The organism is Rugamonas brunnea, assembly GCF_014042345.1.
Taxonomy (GTDB): Bacteria; Pseudomonadota; Gammaproteobacteria; order Burkholderiales; family Burkholderiaceae_D; genus Rugamonas; species Rugamonas brunnea.
Genome location: NZ_JACEZT010000013.1, coordinates 61795 through 80676, shown reverse-complemented (window position 1 = coordinate 80676; position 18882 = coordinate 61795). Strand labels below are relative to the sequence as shown.

Sequence of the window (18882 nt, the reverse complement as noted above, 5' to 3'; positions counted from 1 at the left end):
ACAGATGAGCAGCACCTTGTGGCATGAGCGCGCAGCCGCGCTCAAGATCGATGGCCGCGCCTTCATCGGCGGCCAGCGCGTGTGGTCCAAATCGGAACAACGCTTCGACAACCTGTCGCCCGTGGATGGGCGCAACCTGGGCCAGGTGGCGCGCTGCGACGGCGCCGACGTGGACCTGGCCGTGGCGGCCGCGCGCGTCGCGTTCGAGGACCGGCGCTGGGCCGGCAAGTCGCCCGCGCAGCGCAAGCGGGTGTTGATCAAGTTCGCCGACCTGGTGCAGCAGCACGGCCCCGAACTGGCCCTGCTCGAAACGCTGGACATGGGCAAACCGATCAAGTACAGCCAGAGCGTGGACGTGGGCGCCACCGCCAACTGCCTGCGCTGGTACGGCGAGGCGATCGACAAGGTCTACGACGAAATCGCGCCCACGGCCGATTCCAGCCTGGCGCTGATCACGCGCGAGGCGGTGGGCGTGGTGGCCGCCATCGTGCCGTGGAACTACCCGATGATCATGGCGGCCTGGAAGATCGCGCCGGCGCTGGCGGCAGGTAACAGCGTGGTGCTCAAGCCGTCCGAGAAATCGCCGCTGACGGCGCTGCGGCTGGCCGAACTGGCGCTGGAGGCGGGCATCCCGGCCGGCGTGTTCAACGTGCTGCCCGGTTACGGCCACGAGGCCGGCGCCGCGCTGGCGCTGCACATGGACGTGGATTGCATCGGCTTCACCGGCTCCACCAAGATCGGCAAGCAGATCATGCAGATGGCCGGCCAGTCCAACCTGAAGCGCGCCTGGACCGAGTTGGGCGGCAAGTCGGCCAACATCGTCTGCGCAGACTGCCCGGACCTCGATGCGGCCGTGGCCTCGGCCATCGGTTCCATCTACTTCAACCAGGGCGAGAGCTGCAACGCGCCGTCGCGCCTGTTCGTGGAAGCATCGATCCGCGACCGCTTCATCGAAAAAGCACTGGCCATGGTGCCCGACTTCCAGCCGGGTGATCCGCTGGACGAGGCCACCGTGATGGGCGCCATCGTCGACGCCACCCAGCTCAAGACGGTGCTCGGCTACATCGACGCCGGCAAGGCCGATGGCGCCAAACTGCTGGCGGGCGGCGCGCAGGCGCGCACGGCCAGTGGTGGCTTCTATGTGGAGCCCACGCTGTTCGACCAGGTGGACAGCAGCATGAAGATCGCCCGCGAGGAGATCTTCGGCCCCGTGCTGTCGGTGCTGAGCTTCACCGACATCCACGACGCCGTGCGCCAGGCCAACGCCACGCCGTATGGCCTGCAAGCGGCCGTGTGGACGGCCAACATGAGCAAGGCAATCCAGACGGCGCGCGCGCTGCGGGCCGGCACCGTGCACGTGAACCAGTACGACGGTGACGACATCACCGTGCCGTTCGGCGGCTACAAGCAGTCCGGCAATGGCCGCGACAAGTCGCTGCACGCGTTCGACAAGTACACGGAGCTCAAGACCACCTGGATCCAGATCGGTTGAGCGCATGGAGAACGTCGCTCTACAAGCCAAGAAGCCGACGGCGCTGCTGCGGCGTGAACAGGAACTGACGCAAGGTTCGTACTACGAGGCCAGCGTGCGGCGTCCCGTGCCGGACGCGCCGCTGGTAGGCCGCACCACGGCCGACGTGTGCGTGATCGGCGCCGGCCTGGCCGGCCTGTCGGCGGCGCTGGAGCTGCGCGCGCGCGGCCTGTCGGTGGTGGTGCTGGAAGCGCAGACGGTAGGCTGGGGCGCCTCCGGCCGCAATGGCGGCCAGGCGTTGGTCGGCTATGCCAGCGACGACGCGGTGGAGCAGCAACTGCCGCCCGAGCAGGCGCGCCAGGCCTGGCAGGTGACGGTGGACGCGCTGGCGCTGCTGCGCCGGCGCATCGCCGCGCACGACATCGATTGCGATTTCGTGGACGGCTACCTGAGCATGGCCGTCAACGCCCGCAAGGGAGAAGCGCTGCGCGCATACACGGAGCAGCTGGAACGCGACTACGGCTACGTTATGCAGCCTATCGCCCCCGACGACGTGGGCGCGTGGATAGACAGTGAACGCTTCCACTCCGGCGTGTATGACCCGCAATCGGGCCACCTGCATCCGCTCAAGTACTGCCTGGGCCTGGCCAGGGCCGTGCGCGCGGCCGGCGCCCGCATCTACGAGCATGCGCCCGTGGTGCAGGTGCAGCGCGGCGCCCGGCCGGTGGTGCGCACGGCCAGCGGCGAAGTGGCATGCGACTTCGTGGTCATGGCCGGCAACGTCTACCTGAATGAATACGGCAAGGCCGTGGCGCCGGACGTGGGCGCGCGCATCATGCCGGTGGGGACCTACATCATTGCCACCGCGCAGATGGAGGCGGAGCGCGCCAATGCACTGATCCGCCAGCGCGCCGCCGTGTGCGACACCAATTTCGTGCTCGACTACTTCCGCCTCACGGCCGACAACCGCCTGCTGTTCGGCGGCGGCGTGAGCTACACCGGCGCCACCCCGGCCAATTTGCGCGAGTCCATGCGGCGCCGCATGCTGGCCGTGTTCCCGCAACTGGCCGACCTGAAGGTGCCGCACGCGTGGGGCGGCTTCGTCGACATCACCATGAACCGGGGCCCGGACTTCGGCCGGGTGGACGGCAACCTGTACTACCTGCAGGGTTTTTCCGGCCACGGCCTGGCGCTGACGGGCATGGCCGGCCTGCTGGCGGCCGAGGCGATCGCGGGCCAGGCGGGCCGCTTCGACCTGCTGTCCCAATTGCGCCACCGCGACTTCCCCGGCGGGCCGGCCATGCGCACGCCGGCGCTGGTGCTGGGCACCTTGTACCACCGCTTGCGCGATTTGCTGTAACCCTTCCAACGACAGGAGAATGACATGACCCAAGCCATGCGCGACTTTCTGCGTGACCGCAATATCCACGAGGTGGAATGCGTGATCGCTGACATGACCGGCATCGCCCGAGGAAAAATCCTGCCCAAGGATCTGTTCCTGAGCGAAGGCGAGATGCGGCTGCCGAAAAGCGTGCTGCTCAACACCGTCAACGGTGAGCAGCCAAACAACACGCCGTACACGGGCGTGACCGATCCGGACATGATCTGCGTGCCGGACCTGGCCACGCTGCGCCAGGTGCCGTGGGCCGCCGAGAACGTGGCGCTGGTGATCCATGATTGCCAGAACTTCGACGGCACGCCGGTCGGCCTGTCGCCGCGCGCCGTGCTGCGCAAGGTGCTGCAGTTGTACGCGGCGCGCGGCTGGCAGCCGGTGGTGGCGCCGGAGATGGAGTTCTACCTCGTCGCGCGTAGCAGCAATCCGCACGAGCCGCTGGTGCCGCCGCTGGGGCGCAGCGGCAAGACGGAATCGGGCCGCCAGTCCTATTCGATCGACGCCGTGAACGACTTCGATCCATTTTTCCTTGAGTTATCAAGTTTCTGCAAGCTGCACGGCCTGGGCGTGGAAACGCTGATCCACGAGGCGGGCGCGGGGCAGATGGAGATCAACTTCACCCATGGCGATGCGCTGGAACTGGCCGACCGCGTATTCCTGTTCAAGCGCGCCGTGCGCGAAACGGCGCTGCGGCACGGCATCTTCGCCACCTTCATGGCCAAGCCGATGGAGACAGAGCCGGGTAGCGCCATGCACATCCACCAGAGTGTGCTCGATAAGGAAACGGGCAAGAACATCTTCAGCAACGACGACGGCAGCGCCAGCGCGCTGTTCTTCCACTATATCGCCGGGCTGGAAAAATACACGGCGCCGGCCACGCTGCTGCTGGCGCCGCACGTCAATTCCTACCGCCGCCTGTCGCGCTTCATGTCGGCGCCGACCAATGTGCGCTGGGGTTACGACAACCGCACCTGCGGCATCCGGGTGCCCAACTCCACGCCCGTCAACCGGCGGCTGGAGAACCGCGTGCCGGGCGTGGACGTCAACCCCTACCTGGCCATGGCCGCCACGCTGGCCTGCGGCTACCTCGGCATGGTGGAGCAGCTCACGCCATCGGCGCCCACGGACGACAGCGCCGAACACGTGCACAACGAACTGCCGCGCAACCTGGAAGACGCGATCCAGCGCCTGCGCGAGTGCAAGGCGCTGGGCGAGGTGCTGGGCGAACTGTTCGTGCAGGCGTTCTGCGAAGTGAAGGAACTGGAATTTGCCACTTACAGCCGCGTGATCAGCTCGTGGGAGCGCGAACACCTGATGCTGCTGGTGTGAGGAGAGTGCAATGACAGACAACACCACACGCCACGGCGTCAACTGGACCAGGGCGCAAGCGCTGGCGGCGGCCGAACGGGCCGACTACATCGCCCGCAATCCCCGCTCGCAGGCGCTGGCCGCGCGCGCGGGCGAGCACATGCTGTTCGGGGTGCCCATGCACTGGATGAACGACTGGTCCACGCCGTTCGCGCTGACCGTGAGCGAAGCGCGCGGCGCCAGCTTCAAGGATGCCGACGGCCACGCCTACACCGATTTCTGCCTGGGCGACACGGGCGCCATGTTCGGCCACGCGCCGCCGGCCGTGGCGCAGGCCATCGCGCACCAGGCCGCGCGCGGCTACACGGCCATGTTGCCGTCCGAGGATGCGGCCCCCGTGGCCGAGGAACTGGCGCGTCGCTTCGGCTTGCCGTACTGGCAGTTCGCGCTGTCCGCCTCGGACGCCAACCGCTTCGTGCTGCGCTGGCTGCGGGCGGCCACGGGCCGCAGCAAGATCCTCGTGTTCAACGGCTGCTACCACGGCACGGTGGACGACGTGTTCGTGGACCTGGTGGACGGTGTGCCCGTGCAGCGCGACAGCCTGCTGGGCCAGGTCTATCCGCTGACGCAGCAGACGGTGGTGGTGGAGTTCAACGATCTGGCCGCGCTGGAAGCGGCGCTGTCAGGGGACGACGTGGCCTGCGTGCTGGCCGAGCCGGTGATGACCAACATCGGCATGGTGCTGCCGCAGCCGGGCTATTGGGAAGCCGCGCAGCGCATCCTGCGCCGCCATGGCACGCTGCTGGTGATCGATGAGACCCACACCATCAGCAGTGGCCCCGGCGGCTACGCGCGCGCTCACGGCATGGCGCCCGACGCGCTGGTGGTGGGCAAGCCGATCGGCGGCGGCGTGCCGTGCGCCGTGTACGGTTTCACGGCCGACGTGGCGCGGCGGGTGGAGCAGGCCAAGCGCGCCGCGCCAGCCGGCCATTCCGGCGTGGGCACGACGCTGAGCGCCAATATGTTCGCCATGGCCGCCATGCGTGCCAATCTGGAACAGGTGATGACGGAGCAGGCTTACGAGGTGATGTTCGCGCTGGCGGACCAGCTGGCGGCTGGCCTGCGTAGCGCCATTGCCCGCCATGGATTGCCCTGGTGCGTGACCCAGGTGGGCGCGCGCACGGAATTTCAGTTTGCCCCGCAGCCGCCGCGCAATGGCAGCGAAGCGGGCGCCATCCTGGACGGCGAGCTGGAACAGATCATCCACCTGTACCTGCTCAACCGGGGATTGCTGATCACGCCCTTCCACAACATGTTGCTGGTCTGCCCGCAAACGACGGCGCAGGACGTGGCGCGCTTGCTCGACGGGTTCGACCGCTGCCTGTCCGCGCTGGTGTGACGGCGCGCGGACGGGAACGGGGGCGTTTCATGCCGCCTTCCAGTCCGGCAGCGGCGGCAGCACCACCAGTTGCCAGCCCAGCTGGCGGCGGATCTCGTCCATCGACGGCGGCGGATCGTTGGCCGCGCGGCGCTGTTCCATGTATTGCCGAACCTGTTCCTTGCTCGGTTGTTTGACCTTGTCCATGATGCTCTCCCGGCTTGCGCCATCCTGCCAACAGTTACGATAGAGAGATACCAGGCTGGGCGGCAGAGTGAACCCACGCCCTGGTGTATTTGATTACCATCAAAGGGAGCAAGGTTCATGCCTGTGCTTGCATGACTGGGGATGCAAGGGTGGGCGGGGGGAGGTAAAAGCAGGCTTCCCGGGGGAGAGCGCCTGGCACGATTTATTCCGGCTGTTGCAGGACGCAACAGCCGGAACAATGATGGGAACAGCCTGTCGTGGACAGTGGAAAAATCGGGGTCAGAAGCAGTGTTCCAGGGCGGGGAAACTGCCGTCTTTCACGGCTCGCACGTAGGCGCTGACGGCCGCGTCGATGCTGGTCTGGCCTTCCATGAAGTTCTTCACGAAACGCGCCTTGCGGCCAGGAAACACGCCCAGCAGGTCGTGCATCACCAGCACCTGGCCCGCGCAATCGGGGCCGGCGCCGATGCCGATGGTCGGGATGGCCAGCAGGTCCGTCACTTCCTTGCCCAGCTGGGTGGGGATGGCTTCCAGCACCAGCATGGCCGCACCGGCCGCCTGCAGCTTGAGCGCGTCGGCCTTGAGCAGGTCGGCGGACTCGGTGGTCTTGCCCTGTACCTTGTAGCCGCCCAGCTGGTGCACCGATTGCGGCGTCAGGCCCAGGTGGGCGCATACGGGCACGGCGCGGTCGGTCAGGAAGCGCACGGTGTCGGCCAGCCAGGCGCCGCCCTCGATCTTGACCATGTGGGCGCCGGCCTGCATCAGCTTGACGGCGTTGTTGAACGCCGCTTCCGGCGTGGCATAGCTGCCGAACGGCATGTCGGCCAGCACCATGGCCGACTTGCTGCCGCGCGCCACGGCCGCCGTGTGGTAGACGATTTCTTCCACCGTCACTGGCAGGGTGGAGGTGTGGCCGTTGCAGACCATGCCCAGCGAGTCGCCGATCAGCAGCACTTCCACGCCGCAGCGGTCCATCAGGGCGGCGAAGCTGGCGTCGTAGCAGGTCAGCATGGTGATCTTCTCGCCGGCCGCGCGCAGCGCGTTGAGCGAGGGGATGGTGACGGCCTTGGTGGCGACCGGCTTGGACGGTGCGGGCGTGGCGGCGGGCTTTTGGCTCGCCGTCATTTCGGTTCCTTGCAAATATCCAGACATGGGATTCCTCGAATGTGTGAGAGTGACATCGGCGCTAGTGTAGACCTTTGCCGGTGGGCGCGCTGGGCGCGCGCATTTTTTTGAGCTAGTCCTCTAGCTGCGGATGACGATGCCGGCCATGCGCCCCTCAGCTTAGAAGGCTGATGCCCTGGTCCGCCACGGCTGCCGCGTAATCGCGCGCCGGGCCACGGCCGGGGATGACCACCTCCGGCGCCAGCGCCAGCAGCGGCACCAGCACGAAGGCCCGTTCCGTCATGCGCGGATGAGGCACGGTCAGCGTGGGGCTGGCGATCTGCTGGTCGCCGTACAGCAGCAGGTCCAGGTCCAGCGTGCGCGGCGCGTTGCGGTAGGGACGCTCGCGCCCGTGCGCCTGCTCGATGCCGTGCAGCGCTTGCAGCAGGCTTTCCGCGTCCAGCGTGGTGCTGATGCTGGCGACGGCGTTGACGTAGTCGTCGCCGCTGGAATCGATGGGCGCGGTGCGGTACTGGCCCGACGCGCCCAGCAGCGTGCAGTCGGGCAGGCGGCGCAGGCGTTCGATGGCGTCGGCCACGTTGGCGCGCGCGTCGCCCAGGTTGGCGCCGATGCCGACGTAGGCGATGGTGTTCATGCGGTGGTGTTCATACGGTCATGCGGGGTTGCTGGTCCGGTGCGCGGCGCCTTATTCGCCGCCGCTTTCCACGGCACGCGGCGCGCCTTCCTCGCGGCCGCCCTCCTGGCCGCCGCTGTCCTGGCCGCCCCGATTGCGCGGGCCGCGGCGTGGCGGACGTTTGCGCTTGGCGCCGCCGGTGCCGGCGGACGGGCTGCGGCCGGCGCTGGCCACCAGTTCCTCGCGCTCGGTCTCGTCGCCTTCGTAGAACGCGGTCCACCACTGGCCCAGATCGCCCTCGATCTCGCCCGAGGCGCAGCGCAGCAGCAGGAAGTCGTAGCCGGCGCGGAAGCGCGGGTGTTCCAGCAGCTTGTACGGATTCTTGCCGGTGCGGCGCTCGAAGCGCGGCTGCATGGCCCAGATGTCGCGCATGTCGGAACCGATCTTGCGTTGCAGGGCCAGTTTTTCCGTCTGCGATTCAAGCACGTCGTCGGCTGCCAGGTGCAGCGCGGGGATGGCCATTTCACCGGCCGTGCGGTAGGCGGTCCATTTCTCCAGCACCTGGTGCCATAGCAGCGAGGCAAACAGGAAGCCGGGCGAGACGGTCTTGCCGGCGTGGATGCGGGCGTCGGTCGAATCGAGCGCCAGGGTCACGAACTTCACGCCCAGCGGCTGTTCCAGCACCACGTCCAGCAGCGGCAGCAGGCCATGGTGCAGGCCTTCCTTGCGCAGTTGCTGCAGGCAGGCCAGGGCCTGGCCGCTCATGAGCAGCTTGAGCATCTCGTCGAACACGCGGGCGGCCGGCACGTTGTCGATCAGCGGCGCCATGGCGCGGATCGGCGCGCCCGTCGCCGGTTCGATGTGGAAGCGCAGCTTGGCGGCGAAGCGCACCACGCGCAGCATGCGCACCGGGTCTTCGCGGTAGCGCGCCTCGGGCTGGCCGATGATGCGCAGCGTCTTGCCACGGATATCCTCGATGCCGCCGTGGTAGTCCAGCACCTGTTCGGTGGCCGGGTTGTAGTACATGGCGTTGATGGTGAAGTCGCGCCGCACGGCATCTTCGGCCTGCGAGCCGAAGGTGTTATCGCGCAGCACCCGGCCATGTTCGTCCTTGGGCGCGGAGGCCGAGGCGGTGCCGCGGAAGGTGGTCACCTCCAGCAGGTCCTGGCCGAACATCACGTGCACGATCTGGAAGCGCTTGCCGATGATGAAGGCGCGCCGGAACAGCTTGCGCACCTGCTCGGGGGTGGCGTTGGTGGCGATGTCGAAGTCTTTCGGCTTCACGCCCAGCAGCAGGTCGCGCACGGCACCGCCCACCACGAAGGCTTCGTAGCCCGCTTCCTGCAGCGTGCTGGTGACGCGGATGGCGTTGGACGACAGCAGGCGCGGATCGATGCCGTGCTCCTGCGGCCCCAGTACGACGGGCGTACCCTCGTCGCGCTTTCCCTTAGTCTTGGTACCCAAAATTTTGCGGATGAATTTCTTAATCATTGAATAGTTCGATTGATGGCCAGCCGTGGGCGGCGGCGTGCGTTTTCAGCGTCGCGTTGGGGTTGGTCGCGACAGGGTGGGTGACGACCGACAGCAGCGGAATGTCGTTGTGCGAATCGCTGTAGAAGTGGCTGCGCTCGAAGCCTTCCAGCGTGTGGCCCAGTTTTTCCAGCCACGCCCGCGTGTGCGCGACCTTGCCCGCGCCCTGGGTCGGGGTGCCCAGCAGCTTGCCCGTCAGGTTGCCGGCGGCATCCGTCTCGGGCTTGGCCGCGATCAGGTGCTCCACGCCCAGCGCGCGCGCGATGGGCGAGGTCACGTACTCGTTGGTGGCCGTGACGATGGCCGTCAGGTCGCCCGCGTCCTGGTGGCGACGCAGCAGGGCCAGCGCCGACGGGCGGATGGCCGGCTGGATCACTTCGTCCATGAACTGGCGGTGCATGGCGTCCAGCTGCGGGCGCGGGAAGCGCGCCAGCGTGCCGAGCGCGAACTCCAGGTACTGCACCGGGTCCAGCGTGCCGGCCTGGTACTGGGCGAAGAATTCCTTGTTGCGGCGGTCGAATTCGGCCGCGTCCACGGCGCCGGTGCGCACCAGGAACTGGCCCCACTCGTAGTCGGAGTCCAGCGGCAGCAGGGTATGGTCTAAGTCAAACAGGGCGAGATTCATCATTCTTTCGCTTCCGCCTGTAACCACTCGCGCAGTAGCGGCAAGGTGATCGGGCGTTGGGTTTCAAGGGAATACTGGTCGAGCGAATCGAGCATGGTGGACAGCGACCGCATGTCGCGCTGGAAGTGCGACAGCAGGTAGGGTAACACGCCCGGCGAGAGCGTCAAGCCGCGGGCGGCGGCGGCGGCGCTCAGGGCGGCCACCTTCTCGTCGTCCGTCAGGCCGTGGATCTGGTAGATCAGGCCCCAGCCCATGCGCGTGCGCAGGTCCTCGCGCACCGGCAGCACGGCCGGCGCCACGGCGCCGCTGCACACCATGAAGGCGTGGTTGGCGCGGATCTCGTTGAACAGGGCGAAGGCGTCGATCTGCGCCACCGGCGACAGCTTCTCGCAGTCGTCGAGCAGGTACAGGTCCACCTCCGGCGAATACACGAACTCGGACTCGATCGAGAACGGCGAGATGTAGCGCGCCTTGTCGGTGCTGGCCAGGGCCTTGAGCAAATGGGTCTTGCCCACGCCGCACTCGCCCCACAGGTAGGCGAAGTGCTCGCGCGAGGTGCGGGCGGCGAACTGCGTCATCAGCTGCGCCGCCTCGGCGTTCTGTCCCACCTCGAACGATTCAAGGCTGTGCGCCTGTTCCGCGCCTAAATCGAGCACCAGTTGCTTCATGGCTTACGCCCAGTTCCTGTCATTTGCGTCCACGTTGTCTGCATCACGTCACGCATTATAAAAGCTGCTGTCCAGGTAGTGGCGGCGCAGGTGCTTGAAGGCCACCATCAGCACGGCCGACGCGGGCAGCGCCAGCAGCACGCCGACGAAGCCGAACAGCTGGCCGAACGCCAGCAGGGCGAAGATCACGGCCAGCGGATTGAGGCCGATGCGCTCGCCCACCAGGCGCGGCGTGAGGAAGAAGCCTTCCAGCACCTGGCCGCAGCCGTAGATGATGGCCACGGCCACCAGCCCGTTCCAGCCGGGGAACTGCAGCACGGAGGCGATCAGGGCCAGCACCAGGCCCAGGCCGAAGCCCAGGTAGGGGATGAACACCAGCAGGCCGGTGATGATGCCGACCGGCAGCGCCACGTCGAAACCGGCGATGATCAGGCCGCTCGAATAGTACACGGCCAGCACCAGCATCACCAGCAACTGGCCGCGCAGGTACTGGGCCAGCAGCTCGTCCACCTCGCCGGCCATGGCCAGCGTGCGGTCGATGTAGCGGCGCGGCACGGCGCCGGCCACGCGCGCCAGCAGGGCGTGCCAGTCCAGCAGCAGGTAGAACAGCAGCACGGGGATCAGCACCACGGTGGCGATCCAGCCCAGCACGGCCGTGCCGCCGACCTTGGCCGAGGCCAGCACGGCGGCCAGGATCTCGTCGCCGCCGCCGGCCAGTTGTTTGGAAAGCAATTTGCGGATGCCTTCGCCGTCCAGTTGCGCCGTGATGCCCATCTCGTGCAGGCGTGGCGCCAGCAGCGCGTTCAATTTTTCCAGGAAGGCGGGGATCTGGGCCTGTAGCAGGGGCAGTTCCTTTTGCAGCACGGGCACCACGATCAGGATCAGGGCGCCGATGGCGGCGAAGAACAGCAGCAGCACCAGCACCACGGCCAGCGCGCGCGGCACGCCGAAGCGGCCCATGTGCAACCGGTCCAGGTAATCGACGCCGGGATTGAGGGCGTAGGCGAGGATGGCGGCGGCGATGAACGGGGTCAGCACGGGGCCCAGCGCCACCAGTAACAGCACGAATGCGAGCCAGACCGCGATCCAGAAAGCCGTTTGCTTTTGCTCTACCGAGAGGGGAAATGGCATGGATTCAGATGGGTTGCGCGAAAAAAGGGCTGTTGGACGGGGCATTTTGATAAAATAGCGGATTGACCGGATTTGCACGGGGTCTGACGACCGTTTTGCCGCAAATGTGGCAAAAAACATGCAAAATTAGTCTCCGCCTTCTATTTTACCGCCTCCGCTGCGAAATACACCATGAGCCAAACTTCTAATGTTTCCCTGTCCTACCGTGACGCCGGCGTCGATATCGACGCGGGCGACGCCTTAGTCGAAGCGATCAAGCCCTTTGCCAAGCGCACCATGCGCGAAGGCGTGATGGGCGGCATTGGTGGCTTCGGCGCCCTGTTCGAGATCAGCAAGAAGTACAAGGAGCCGGTGCTGGTGTCGGGCACGGACGGCGTGGGCACCAAGCTCAAGCTGGCTTTCGAGCTGAACCGCCACGACACGGTGGGCATCGACCTGGTGGCCATGAGCGTCAACGACATCCTGGTGCAGGGCGCCGAGCCGCTGTTCTTCCTCGACTACTTCGCCTGCGGCAAGCTGGACGTGCCCACGGCCACCGACGTCATCAAGGGCGTGGCCAAGGGCTGCGAGATCTCCGGTTGCGCGCTGATCGGCGGCGAAACGGCGGAAATGCCGAGCATGTACCCGGCCGGTGAATACGACCTGGCCGGTTTCGCCGTGGGCGCCGTGGAAAAGTCGAAGATCATCGACGGCACCAAGATCTGCCCTGGCGACGTGGTGCTGGGCCTGGCCTCGTCGGGCGCCCACTCGAATGGTTACTCGCTGGTGCGCAAGATTATCGAAGTGGCAAAACCTGACCTGGAAGCGGACTTCCACGGCCGCAAGCTGGCCGACGTGCTGATGGAGCCGACCCGCATCTACGTCAAGCCGCTGCTGGCGCTGATGGACGCGATGGAAGTGAAGGGCATGGTGCACATCACCGGTGGCGGCCTGGTGGAAAACATCCCGCGCGTGCTGCAGGACGGCCTGGTGGCCGAGCTGGATTCGAAGGCATGGACCATGCCGCCGCTGTTCCAGTGGCTGCAGCAGCACGGTGGCGTGGCCGACGCCGAGATGCACCGCGTGTTCAATTGCGGCATCGGCATGGCCGTGATCGTGTCGAAAGAGAACGCCGACGCCGCCTTCGCCCAGTTGCAGGCAGCCGGCGAGACCGTCTCGCGCATCGGCGTGATCCGCACCCGCGTGGGTGACGAGCACCAGACCATCGTCAAGTAAATCGCACGGGCGCCGCGCGCGGCGCCTGCAACGCTGAAAAGCGGACCTTGCCCCGGCATGGTCCGTTTTTTTTTGCGCTAGTGCGTGAGCTACCGTTTGCGTAGCTTTGCCTGTCGCATCCAGCGGATAACGATGATGCCCGTTTCATCAGACCTGTATTCGATCAGATGCCCGGTTTTCGGTATGGCAAACCGGCGGATGCCAGGTCGCGTGGTTGGCGTGCCTATCGCCGGACGCAAAGCGATCAAGTCCAGAGCGGATTGAACGCGCTGTGCGACAAGGTGGCCAGTGTTCGGATCTTGCGTGTTGATGTGCTCAAGCGTTTGAGCCAGTGATTTCGCCGCTGCCGATGACCAGCGGATCATGTGTCTAGCCGGTTTTCTTCTTCTGTAGACCCGAATTCACCATCCGCCACATGTCCGCCATTACTTGCTCATTGGGGATGGTGCGGCCCGCCGCGATATCGGCGTCGGCCTCGATATTGGCTTGAACGCTTTCTTCCGTGTCATCAAATCCGTATTGCCAGACATCGGACCAAATTTCCTCGGCACGCATTCCCGCCCGCTCGGCCAGGCGGTCCAGCCTGTTCCGTTCGTCGGCCGACAAGGCCGCGAGAGCATCGGCCATCTGCTGCGCACGCGAGTTCATAGCGGTCCTGCCTTTGGGGAATATAACTTCATGATAGCGCAAGCCGGACGGCAGAGCGCTTGAGGAGGCTCAATCTCGGGAGTGCGGCAGCGCGCAACGGGGCCAGTGGCGCTGCCCCGTTGTTGTCCCCCCGACGCCTATTTCTTCAGGATTTTCTCCACCGACGCCGGCCGCAGCCGGAACGCGTCCGGCATGCCGGAGCCGAGCAGCGGGCGCAGGTAGAGCCGGAACGCGTCCGTCACGTCGGTGCCGCTGGCGCTGATGAACTCGTCCTCCATCACGCGCGTCTTGCCGGCCACGGCGTCCAGCGGCAGCAATTCGTAGTCGACCGAATAGAAGCCGGTGCGCTTGATGGCGACCGAGCCGTCGCGGTCGCCCCACATCGCGAACTGCACGGCCTTCTCGCCCACTTCGCGCGCCTCGCGCTGGTCCACGTCCGACACGCAGCCGATGAAGGAGCGCTGCAGGTAACCGAACGTGTCGCCGCGCACGCGCTTGATGCCGAGCTTGGATTTGATCTCTTCGCACAGCAGGTCGGCCAGCGCGCCCGTGCCCGACAACTGTACGTTGCCGTGCGCGTCGCGCTCGATATCCTTGGCCAGCAGGGTGGCGATCGGTTCGCCCGAGGCGTCGTGGATGCCTTCGGACACGGCGATCACGCAGCGCCCGTAGCGCGTGTAGGCGGCCTTGACGTCGGCCAGGAACCGTTCCAGGTCGAACACGCGCTCGGGCAGGTAGATCAGGTGCGGCCCGTCGTCGGGGAATTTCTTGCCCAGTGCCGAGGCGGCCGTCAGGAAGCCGGCGTGGCGCCCCATCACCACGCCCACGTAGACGCCGGGCAGCGAGGCGTTGTCGAGGTTGGCGCCGGCAAAGGCCTGGGCCACGAAGCGGGCCGCCGACGGGAAACCGGGCGTGTGGTCGTTGCCGACCAGGTCGTTGTCGATGGTCTTGGGGATGTGCACGGCGCGCAGCGGGTAGCCGGCCAGCCGCGCCTGCTCGCTGACGATGCGCACCGTGTCGGACGAATCGTTGCCGCCGATGTAGAAGAAGTGTTCGATCTCGTGCGCGCGCAGCACCTGGAAGATCTCCTGGCAATAGGCCAGGTCCGGCTTGTCGCGGGTGGAGCCGAGCGCCGACGAGGGCGTGGCCGCCACCAGTTCCAGGTTGTGGCTGGTTTCGCGGGTCAGGTCGACGAAGTCCTCGTTGACGATGCCGCGCACCCCGTGCAGCGCGCCATACACGCGCGTGACGTTGTGGAAGCGGCGCGCCTCCAGCGCCACCCCCGCCAGCGACTGGTTGATGACGGCGGTGGGACCGCCTCCCTGTGCGACCAGAATTTTTCCCGACGACATGCGTACCCCCGATGAGTGGATGAACGGCCAGCCGCTAGCCTACACCAGTTTGCGCCGCCGTGGCCGCCCGCTGTCCGCGCCTCAGTGCTGGCCGCCGGCCGCCTCGCCATGCTGGCCGATATTGCGGTCCAGGAATTTCTCGACCCGGCCCCAGAAATCGATGCGGTTCTCCGGCAGCACCCAGCCATGGCCTTCCTTGGGATAGACCACCCATTCCACATCCTTGTTGGTGGCGCTGACGGCGTCGCGGAACTTGTTGCCGTGCACCAGCGGCACGCGGTAATCGACGCCGCCGTAGGCCAGCAGCAAGGGTTGCTTGATACGGGCCGCCTGCTGCAGCGGCGAGGTGGTGCGCAGTTGCGCGGCATCCTTGTCGGGGTCGCCCACAAGGCGCCGCATGCCGTAACGCCGCCATTCCGAACTCATGGCGCTGTCGTCGTACCAGCTGTTGTCGGTGTATAGCAGATTGATGTCGGTCACGCCCACCCAGTCGACGCCGCAGCGGTACAGATCGGGGTCGTTGACCAGCCCCATCAGCGTGGCGTAACCCCCGTAGCTGGCGCCGGCGATGCACACGCGCTTGCCGTCCGCGATACCCTGGGCGATGGCCCAGCGCGTGCCATCGGCGACGTCATCCTGCATCTTCAACCCCCATTGTTTCCAGCCGGCGTGGAAGTGGTGGGTGCCAAAGCCGGTGCTGCCCCGGTATTCGGGTTCCAGCACGGCGTAACCGCGCGAGGCGAGGAATTGCGCTTCCGGATTCCAACCCCACTGGCCGCCGCGTACATAGGGGCCGCCGTGCACCAGCACCACCATGGGCAGGTTCTTGCTCTTGCCAGCCGGCAGCGTCAGCCAGGCGGGGATGGTGAGGCCGTCTCGGGCCTGGTAGCGCACCAGGTTCTGCTCGCCCATCTGGGACGGTTCGATGCCGGGGCGGCTCAGGCCCAGCCGCGCGAGCGCCTTGGCCTGGCCGTCGTAGAGGTAGAACGTGCCGGGCTTGGTGTCCGAAAAGGCGCGCACCAGCACCCGTGGCGCGCTGCCCCGGGTGGCCGGGGTCAGCAGGTTGATGGTGTCCGGCAGCAGCGCATCGACGGCCGCCTGCATGGCTTTCATGCCGGGATCGAACCACAGGGTGTTCTCGGCGTCATTGGTGTAGCGCACGCCCAGCAGCTTGTGCTGATCCATGATGAGGCTGCCCGTGAAATCGAAGTCCGGCAGGCTCAGCAGCGGCTCGCTGGCCATGCGGCCGGCCGCCAGATCGTAGGTGTACAGGGCTTCCTTGTCCTTGCCGTTGGCGCTGACCACGTACAGTGTGCCGTCCGGGCCGAAGGCCAGCGGCCAGAACCGGGCCGCCTCCGGGTCGTAGCGCTTGAAGGTGGCCAGCGTGCGCCATGCGCCGCTGGCCGGGTCGCGGTAGGACAGGGTTTGCGTCTCGCTGTCGCTCATGCTGGCCACGCGTGCCTGGCCATGCTGGTCGAGCCAGATGTCGCGCCATTTGCTTGGTTGCTCCACAAAGCTGGACTGGCCCGTGACCGTGTTCACGCGCATCAGGCTCAGGTTGTTGAAGCGGTATTGCTCGTCGTACTTACTGTTGACGGCGTAATAGTAATCGCTGTCCTGCGGCCCGGTTTCGTCGAGCATGAAGGTGTTCCAGGGCAGCATTTTGCGCATGTCGGTGGTTTCCGTCACGTCGCCGCTGCGGTCGGCCAGCTGGCGGAATTTGCCGCCGTCGCGATCGACCGCATACAGGCCGGGGCCGTAGAACTGTTCGCCCTGGGCGCTGCGGCTGTCGTAGGCGTTGAACACCAGGCGCTTGTCATTGACCCACTGGAACTGGCCGATGTCGGCGTCGCGCAGTTGCGCCACCACCTTCAATTGCTTGGTGTTCAGGTCCAGCACGGACAGCCAGGCCCGCTCGCCCTTGGTGCACAGGCGGGCGGCCAGGAAATTGCCGTCCGGCGACAGCTTGGCGTCGCTGAAGGTTTCGTTGTCGAAGAAGGCGGACAGCGGCGGCAGCGCCGTCGCGGCGGCGGCGGCCGGCAGCGCGGCGCCGCCCACGACTAACGCGCAGGCCAATGCGCAAGCGCGCAGCATAGGATGGGAAAGGGAGGGCATGATGGTCCTTGATGGTGGTCGTGTTGGTGATGTGGGCATGTGGCGCCGGCTCAGTGGCCGATATTGCGGTCCAGGAATTTCTCGACCCGGCCCCAGAAATCGATGCGGTTCTTGGGCAGTTTCCAGCCGTGGCCTTCTTCCGGATATTCGACCCATTCCACCTGCTGGTTGCCGGCCTTGACGGCGTCGTAGAACTTGTTGCCGTGGTAGAGCGGCACGCGCAGGTCGGCGCCGCCGTAGGCCAGCAGCAGCGGCTGCTTGATGCGGGCCGCCTGCATCAACGGCGAGGTGGCCGTCAGCTGGGCTGCGTCCTTGACCTGGTCGCCCACCAGTTGCGGCATGCCGTATTGTTTGTAGCTGTCGGACATGTCGGACGCGTAGCGCCAGTTGCCGTCATACATCAGGTTGATGTCGGTCACGCCGACCCAGTCCACGCCGCACTTGTACAGGTCGGGGTCGTTCACCAGGCCCATCAGCGTGGCGTAGCCGCCGTAGCTGGCGCCGGCGATGCAGATGCGGCCGGCGTCGGCGTAGCCCTGGGCGATGGCCCAGCGCGTGCCGTCGGCGATGTCGTCCTGCATCTTCAAGCCCCATTGCTTCCAGCCGGCCTTGAAATGACGGTAGCCGTAGCCGGTGCTGCCGCGGTAATCCGGCTCCAGCACGGCATAGCCGCGCGAGGCGAGGAACTGCGCTTCCGGGTTGAAGCCCCAGTGGTTGCCGCGCACCCAGGGGCCGCCGTGGACCAGCACCACCATGGGCAACTTGCCCTGCTTGTCCTTGGGCAGGGTGAGCAGGGCGGGAATGGCTAGCCCGTCGCGGGCCTGGTAGTGCACCAGTTTCTGGCTCCCCATGTCGGCGGGCGTGATGTGGGCGAAAGTCTCGCCCACCATGTGCAGGGTGTGGCTGTCGCGGTTGTAGAGCAGGTAGGTGTGCGGCTGGCGGTCCGAATACGCTTCCACCAGCACCCAGGGCGCGTCCGGCCGCGCCGGCAGGCTCAGCAGGTTGACCGTGGCCGGCAGCTTGGCGTCCACCGCGTCCTGCAAGGCTTGCGTCTCGGGCGTCAGCCACTTGGTGTCGCGGGCTTCGCCGTCGTAGCGCACGCCCAGCAGCGTGTGCGCGTCCGTGATGACGTGGCCGCTGAAATCGTAGCCGGTCACCCGCAGCAGCGGCTGTGCGCCCAGCTTGCCCGTGGCCGGGTCGAACAAATACAGTTGCGCCTGGTCGTCGCGGGGGCCGTTGGCGCGCACGTACAGTTTGCCGTCCGGTGCGAACGCCAGCGGAGCGAAGCGCAAGCCTTCCCCCGTGTAGGGATTGAAGGAATGGATGGCGCGCCATTGGCCGCTGGCCGGGTCGAGGTAGTGGACGGTGGACTTGCCTTGTTCCGTCGTGATGGTCAGGCGCGGTTCGCCATGCTGGTCCAGCAGCCACGCGTCGTTGTGCTCGGGCGCGGCGACGGGCTTGACCCTGCCCGTGATCGTGTTGAGACGCTGCAGCTCGTAGTTGCCCAGTTGCGCCGTGCCTTCGACGCTGGGGTGGAGCACGTAGATGAACTCGGAATCCTGGGCGCCGTCCTGGCCCAGCAGATAGGTGTTCCACGGAAGAATCTGGTGGCTGTCGCCGTTCTTGAAGAAGCTGTTGCCCCGCTCGGCCAGTTGCCGGAAGTGGCGGCCGTCGCGGTCCACCGCGTACAGGCCCGGCGCGTAGCGCTGGTCGCCTGGTCCCAGGTCGCGGTCGGTGGCCGTGAAGGCCAGGCGCTCGTCATTGACCCAGACGAACTGGCCGATGTCGGCGTCGGTGAAGTTGGCGGCGATGCGCGCATCCAGCGTGGCCAGGTCGACCACGGCCAGCCGGTCGTGCTGGCCCGGCAGCGCCACCCTGGCCGCCAGGTACTTGCCGCTCGGCGACAGCCTGGCGCCCGTGAAGGCGGGATTTTCGAAGAAGCTCTCCAGCGGCGGCGGTGCCGCGACCGCCGCGCGCGCCAGCAGGGTGCAGCCCAGCGCGAGCGCGCTCAGCTTGAGGGTATGGTGTCGCATGGTGTGGAAATTGTCCGGCAAACCAATTTGCCAAAATAATAATTTCCACAGGATAACATCAGCTTATCAA

The 18882-nt window shown here is 66.6% G+C and carries 17 protein-coding genes; 5 read left to right on the top strand and 12 right to left on the bottom strand.

The window, feature by feature from the left end:
* The first annotated feature begins 4 nt into the window (after window positions 1–4).
* The 4 genes from H3H37_RS18660 to H3H37_RS18645 are packed head-to-tail and all read left to right on the top strand — an operon-like array spanning window position 5 to window position 5571.
* Window positions 5–1492 (top strand): aldehyde dehydrogenase, encoded by a 1488-nt coding sequence (locus H3H37_RS18660; RefSeq protein WP_182165290.1) that lies wholly within the window; start codon window positions 5–7, stop codon window positions 1490–1492.
* Window positions 1493–1496: 4 nt separating this feature from the next.
* Complete coding sequence (locus H3H37_RS18655; protein ID WP_182165287.1) at window positions 1497–2831, top strand: NAD(P)/FAD-dependent oxidoreductase; 1335 nt, start codon at window positions 1497–1499, stop codon at window positions 2829–2831.
* A 24-nt stretch (window positions 2832–2855) separates the two neighbouring features.
* On the top strand, window positions 2856–4193 hold the full coding sequence (locus H3H37_RS18650) for a glutamine synthetase family protein (RefSeq protein ID WP_182165284.1): 1338 nt from the start codon (window positions 2856–2858) through the stop codon (window positions 4191–4193).
* 10 nt (window positions 4194–4203) lie between these two features.
* Window positions 4204–5571 carry an aspartate aminotransferase family protein gene (locus H3H37_RS18645; protein ID WP_182165281.1) on the top strand — a complete coding sequence of 456 codons (1368 nt, stop codon included), beginning with the start codon at window positions 4204–4206 and terminating at the stop codon, window positions 5569–5571.
* Between the two features lie 27 nt (window positions 5572–5598).
* Here the strand turns inward: H3H37_RS18645 and H3H37_RS18640 are convergent, their stop codons facing one another.
* The 7 genes from H3H37_RS18640 to H3H37_RS18610 all read right to left on the bottom strand — a co-directional run bounded on the left by H3H37_RS18640 (window position 5599) and on the right by H3H37_RS18610 (window position 11449).
* Window positions 5599–5757, bottom strand: coding sequence for a hypothetical protein (locus tag H3H37_RS18640; protein ID WP_182165278.1), 159 nt, complete (start codon window positions 5755–5757; stop codon window positions 5599–5601).
* 279 nt (window positions 5758–6036) lie between these two features.
* On the bottom strand, window positions 6037–6909 hold the full coding sequence (gene panB / locus H3H37_RS18635) for a 3-methyl-2-oxobutanoate hydroxymethyltransferase (protein ID WP_375540016.1): 873 nt from the start codon (window positions 6907–6909) through the stop codon (window positions 6037–6039).
* A 127-nt stretch (window positions 6910–7036) separates the two neighbouring features.
* The gene (folK, locus tag H3H37_RS18630; RefSeq protein WP_182165274.1) at window positions 7037–7516 is read right to left on the bottom strand and encodes a 2-amino-4-hydroxy-6-hydroxymethyldihydropteridine diphosphokinase; all 480 of its coding nucleotides are present in this window, start codon (window positions 7514–7516) and stop codon (window positions 7037–7039) included.
* A gap of 51 nt (window positions 7517–7567) precedes the next feature.
* The gene (gene pcnB / locus H3H37_RS18625) at window positions 7568–8986 is read right to left on the bottom strand and encodes a polynucleotide adenylyltransferase PcnB (protein WP_182165272.1); all 1419 of its coding nucleotides are present in this window, start codon (window positions 8984–8986) and stop codon (window positions 7568–7570) included.
* Window positions 8979–9650: a histidinol-phosphatase gene (locus tag H3H37_RS18620; protein WP_182165449.1), complete on the bottom strand. Its 672-nt coding sequence runs from the start codon at window positions 9648–9650 to the stop codon at window positions 8979–8981. Before H3H37_RS18620 ends, pcnB begins: the two co-directional genes overlap by 8 nt.
* Window positions 9650–10318, bottom strand: coding sequence for a DnaA regulatory inactivator Hda (gene hda, locus H3H37_RS18615; protein WP_182165271.1), 669 nt, complete (start codon window positions 10316–10318; stop codon window positions 9650–9652). Before hda ends, H3H37_RS18620 begins: the two co-directional genes overlap by 1 nt.
* Before the next feature lie 48 nt (window positions 10319–10366).
* A complete protein-coding gene (locus tag H3H37_RS18610; RefSeq protein WP_182165269.1) occupies window positions 10367–11449 on the bottom strand; it encodes an AI-2E family transporter in 1083 nt (360 codons plus the stop codon).
* Window positions 11450–11620: 171 nt separating this feature from the next.
* Here H3H37_RS18610 and purM point away from each other — a divergent pair, with 171 nt between their 5' ends.
* Window positions 11621–12664: a phosphoribosylformylglycinamidine cyclo-ligase gene (gene purM, locus H3H37_RS18605; RefSeq protein WP_182165267.1), complete on the top strand. Its 1044-nt coding sequence runs from the start codon at window positions 11621–11623 to the stop codon at window positions 12662–12664.
* An 89-nt stretch (window positions 12665–12753) separates the two neighbouring features.
* Here the strand turns inward: purM and H3H37_RS18600 are convergent, their stop codons facing one another.
* The 5 genes from H3H37_RS18600 to H3H37_RS18580 all read right to left on the bottom strand — a co-directional run bounded on the left by H3H37_RS18600 (window position 12754) and on the right by H3H37_RS18580 (window position 18812).
* Window positions 12754–13029 (bottom strand): type II toxin-antitoxin system RelE/ParE family toxin, encoded by a 276-nt coding sequence (locus tag H3H37_RS18600; protein ID WP_182165265.1) that lies wholly within the window; start codon window positions 13027–13029, stop codon window positions 12754–12756.
* Between the two features lie 4 nt (window positions 13030–13033).
* Window positions 13034–13312: a hypothetical protein gene (locus H3H37_RS18595; protein ID WP_182165262.1), complete on the bottom strand. Its 279-nt coding sequence runs from the start codon at window positions 13310–13312 to the stop codon at window positions 13034–13036.
* Between the two features lie 137 nt (window positions 13313–13449).
* Window positions 13450–14664: a 6-phosphofructokinase gene (locus tag H3H37_RS18590; protein ID WP_182165259.1), complete on the bottom strand. Its 1215-nt coding sequence runs from the start codon at window positions 14662–14664 to the stop codon at window positions 13450–13452.
* Between the two features lie 81 nt (window positions 14665–14745).
* Window positions 14746–16779 carry a S9 family peptidase gene (locus tag H3H37_RS18585; protein WP_182165256.1) on the bottom strand — a complete coding sequence of 678 codons (2034 nt, stop codon included), beginning with the start codon at window positions 16777–16779 and terminating at the stop codon, window positions 14746–14748.
* A 50-nt stretch (window positions 16780–16829) separates the two neighbouring features.
* Window positions 16830–18812: a S9 family peptidase gene (locus H3H37_RS18580; RefSeq protein ID WP_182165254.1), complete on the bottom strand. Its 1983-nt coding sequence runs from the start codon at window positions 18810–18812 to the stop codon at window positions 16830–16832.
* Window positions 18813–18882: the final 70 nt, after the last annotated feature.

Coding starts and splice junctions, on each gene's coding strand:
- H3H37_RS18620 (WP_182165449.1), bottom strand. CDS start 9,650: ATGAATCTCGCCCTGTTTGACTTAGACCATACCCTGCTGCCGCTGGAC.
- H3H37_RS18640 (WP_182165278.1), bottom strand. CDS start 5,757: ATGGACAAGGTCAAACAACCGAGCAAGGAACAGGTTCGGCAATACATG.
- H3H37_RS18655 (WP_182165287.1), top strand. CDS start 1,497: ATGGAGAACGTCGCTCTACAAGCCAAGAAGCCGACGGCGCTGCTGCGG.
- H3H37_RS18645 (WP_182165281.1), top strand. CDS start 4,204: ATGACAGACAACACCACACGCCACGGCGTCAACTGGACCAGGGCGCAA.
- H3H37_RS18580 (WP_182165254.1), bottom strand. CDS start 18,812: ATGCGACACCATACCCTCAAGCTGAGCGCGCTCGCGCTGGGCTGCACC.
- purM (WP_182165267.1), top strand. CDS start 11,621: ATGAGCCAAACTTCTAATGTTTCCCTGTCCTACCGTGACGCCGGCGTC.
- hda (WP_182165271.1), bottom strand. CDS start 10,318: ATGAAGCAACTGGTGCTCGATTTAGGCGCGGAACAGGCGCACAGCCTT.
- H3H37_RS18585 (WP_182165256.1), bottom strand. CDS start 16,779: ATGCCCTCCCTTTCCCATCCTATGCTGCGCGCTTGCGCATTGGCCTGC.
- H3H37_RS18595 (WP_182165262.1), bottom strand. CDS start 13,312: ATGAACTCGCGTGCGCAGCAGATGGCCGATGCTCTCGCGGCCTTGTCG.
- H3H37_RS18650 (WP_182165284.1), top strand. CDS start 2,856: ATGACCCAAGCCATGCGCGACTTTCTGCGTGACCGCAATATCCACGAG.
- H3H37_RS18660 (WP_182165290.1), top strand. CDS start 5: ATGAGCAGCACCTTGTGGCATGAGCGCGCAGCCGCGCTCAAGATCGAT.
- pcnB (WP_182165272.1), bottom strand. CDS start 8,986: ATGATTAAGAAATTCATCCGCAAAATTTTGGGTACCAAGACTAAGGGA.
- panB (WP_375540016.1), bottom strand. CDS start 6,909: ATGTCTGGATATTTGCAAGGAACCGAAATGACGGCGAGCCAAAAGCCC.
- H3H37_RS18590 (WP_182165259.1), bottom strand. CDS start 14,664: ATGTCGTCGGGAAAAATTCTGGTCGCACAGGGAGGCGGTCCCACCGCC.
- H3H37_RS18600 (WP_182165265.1), bottom strand. CDS start 13,029: ATGATCCGCTGGTCATCGGCAGCGGCGAAATCACTGGCTCAAACGCTT.
- folK (WP_182165274.1), bottom strand. CDS start 7,516: ATGAACACCATCGCCTACGTCGGCATCGGCGCCAACCTGGGCGACGCG.
- H3H37_RS18610 (WP_182165269.1), bottom strand. CDS start 11,449: ATGCCATTTCCCCTCTCGGTAGAGCAAAAGCAAACGGCTTTCTGGATC.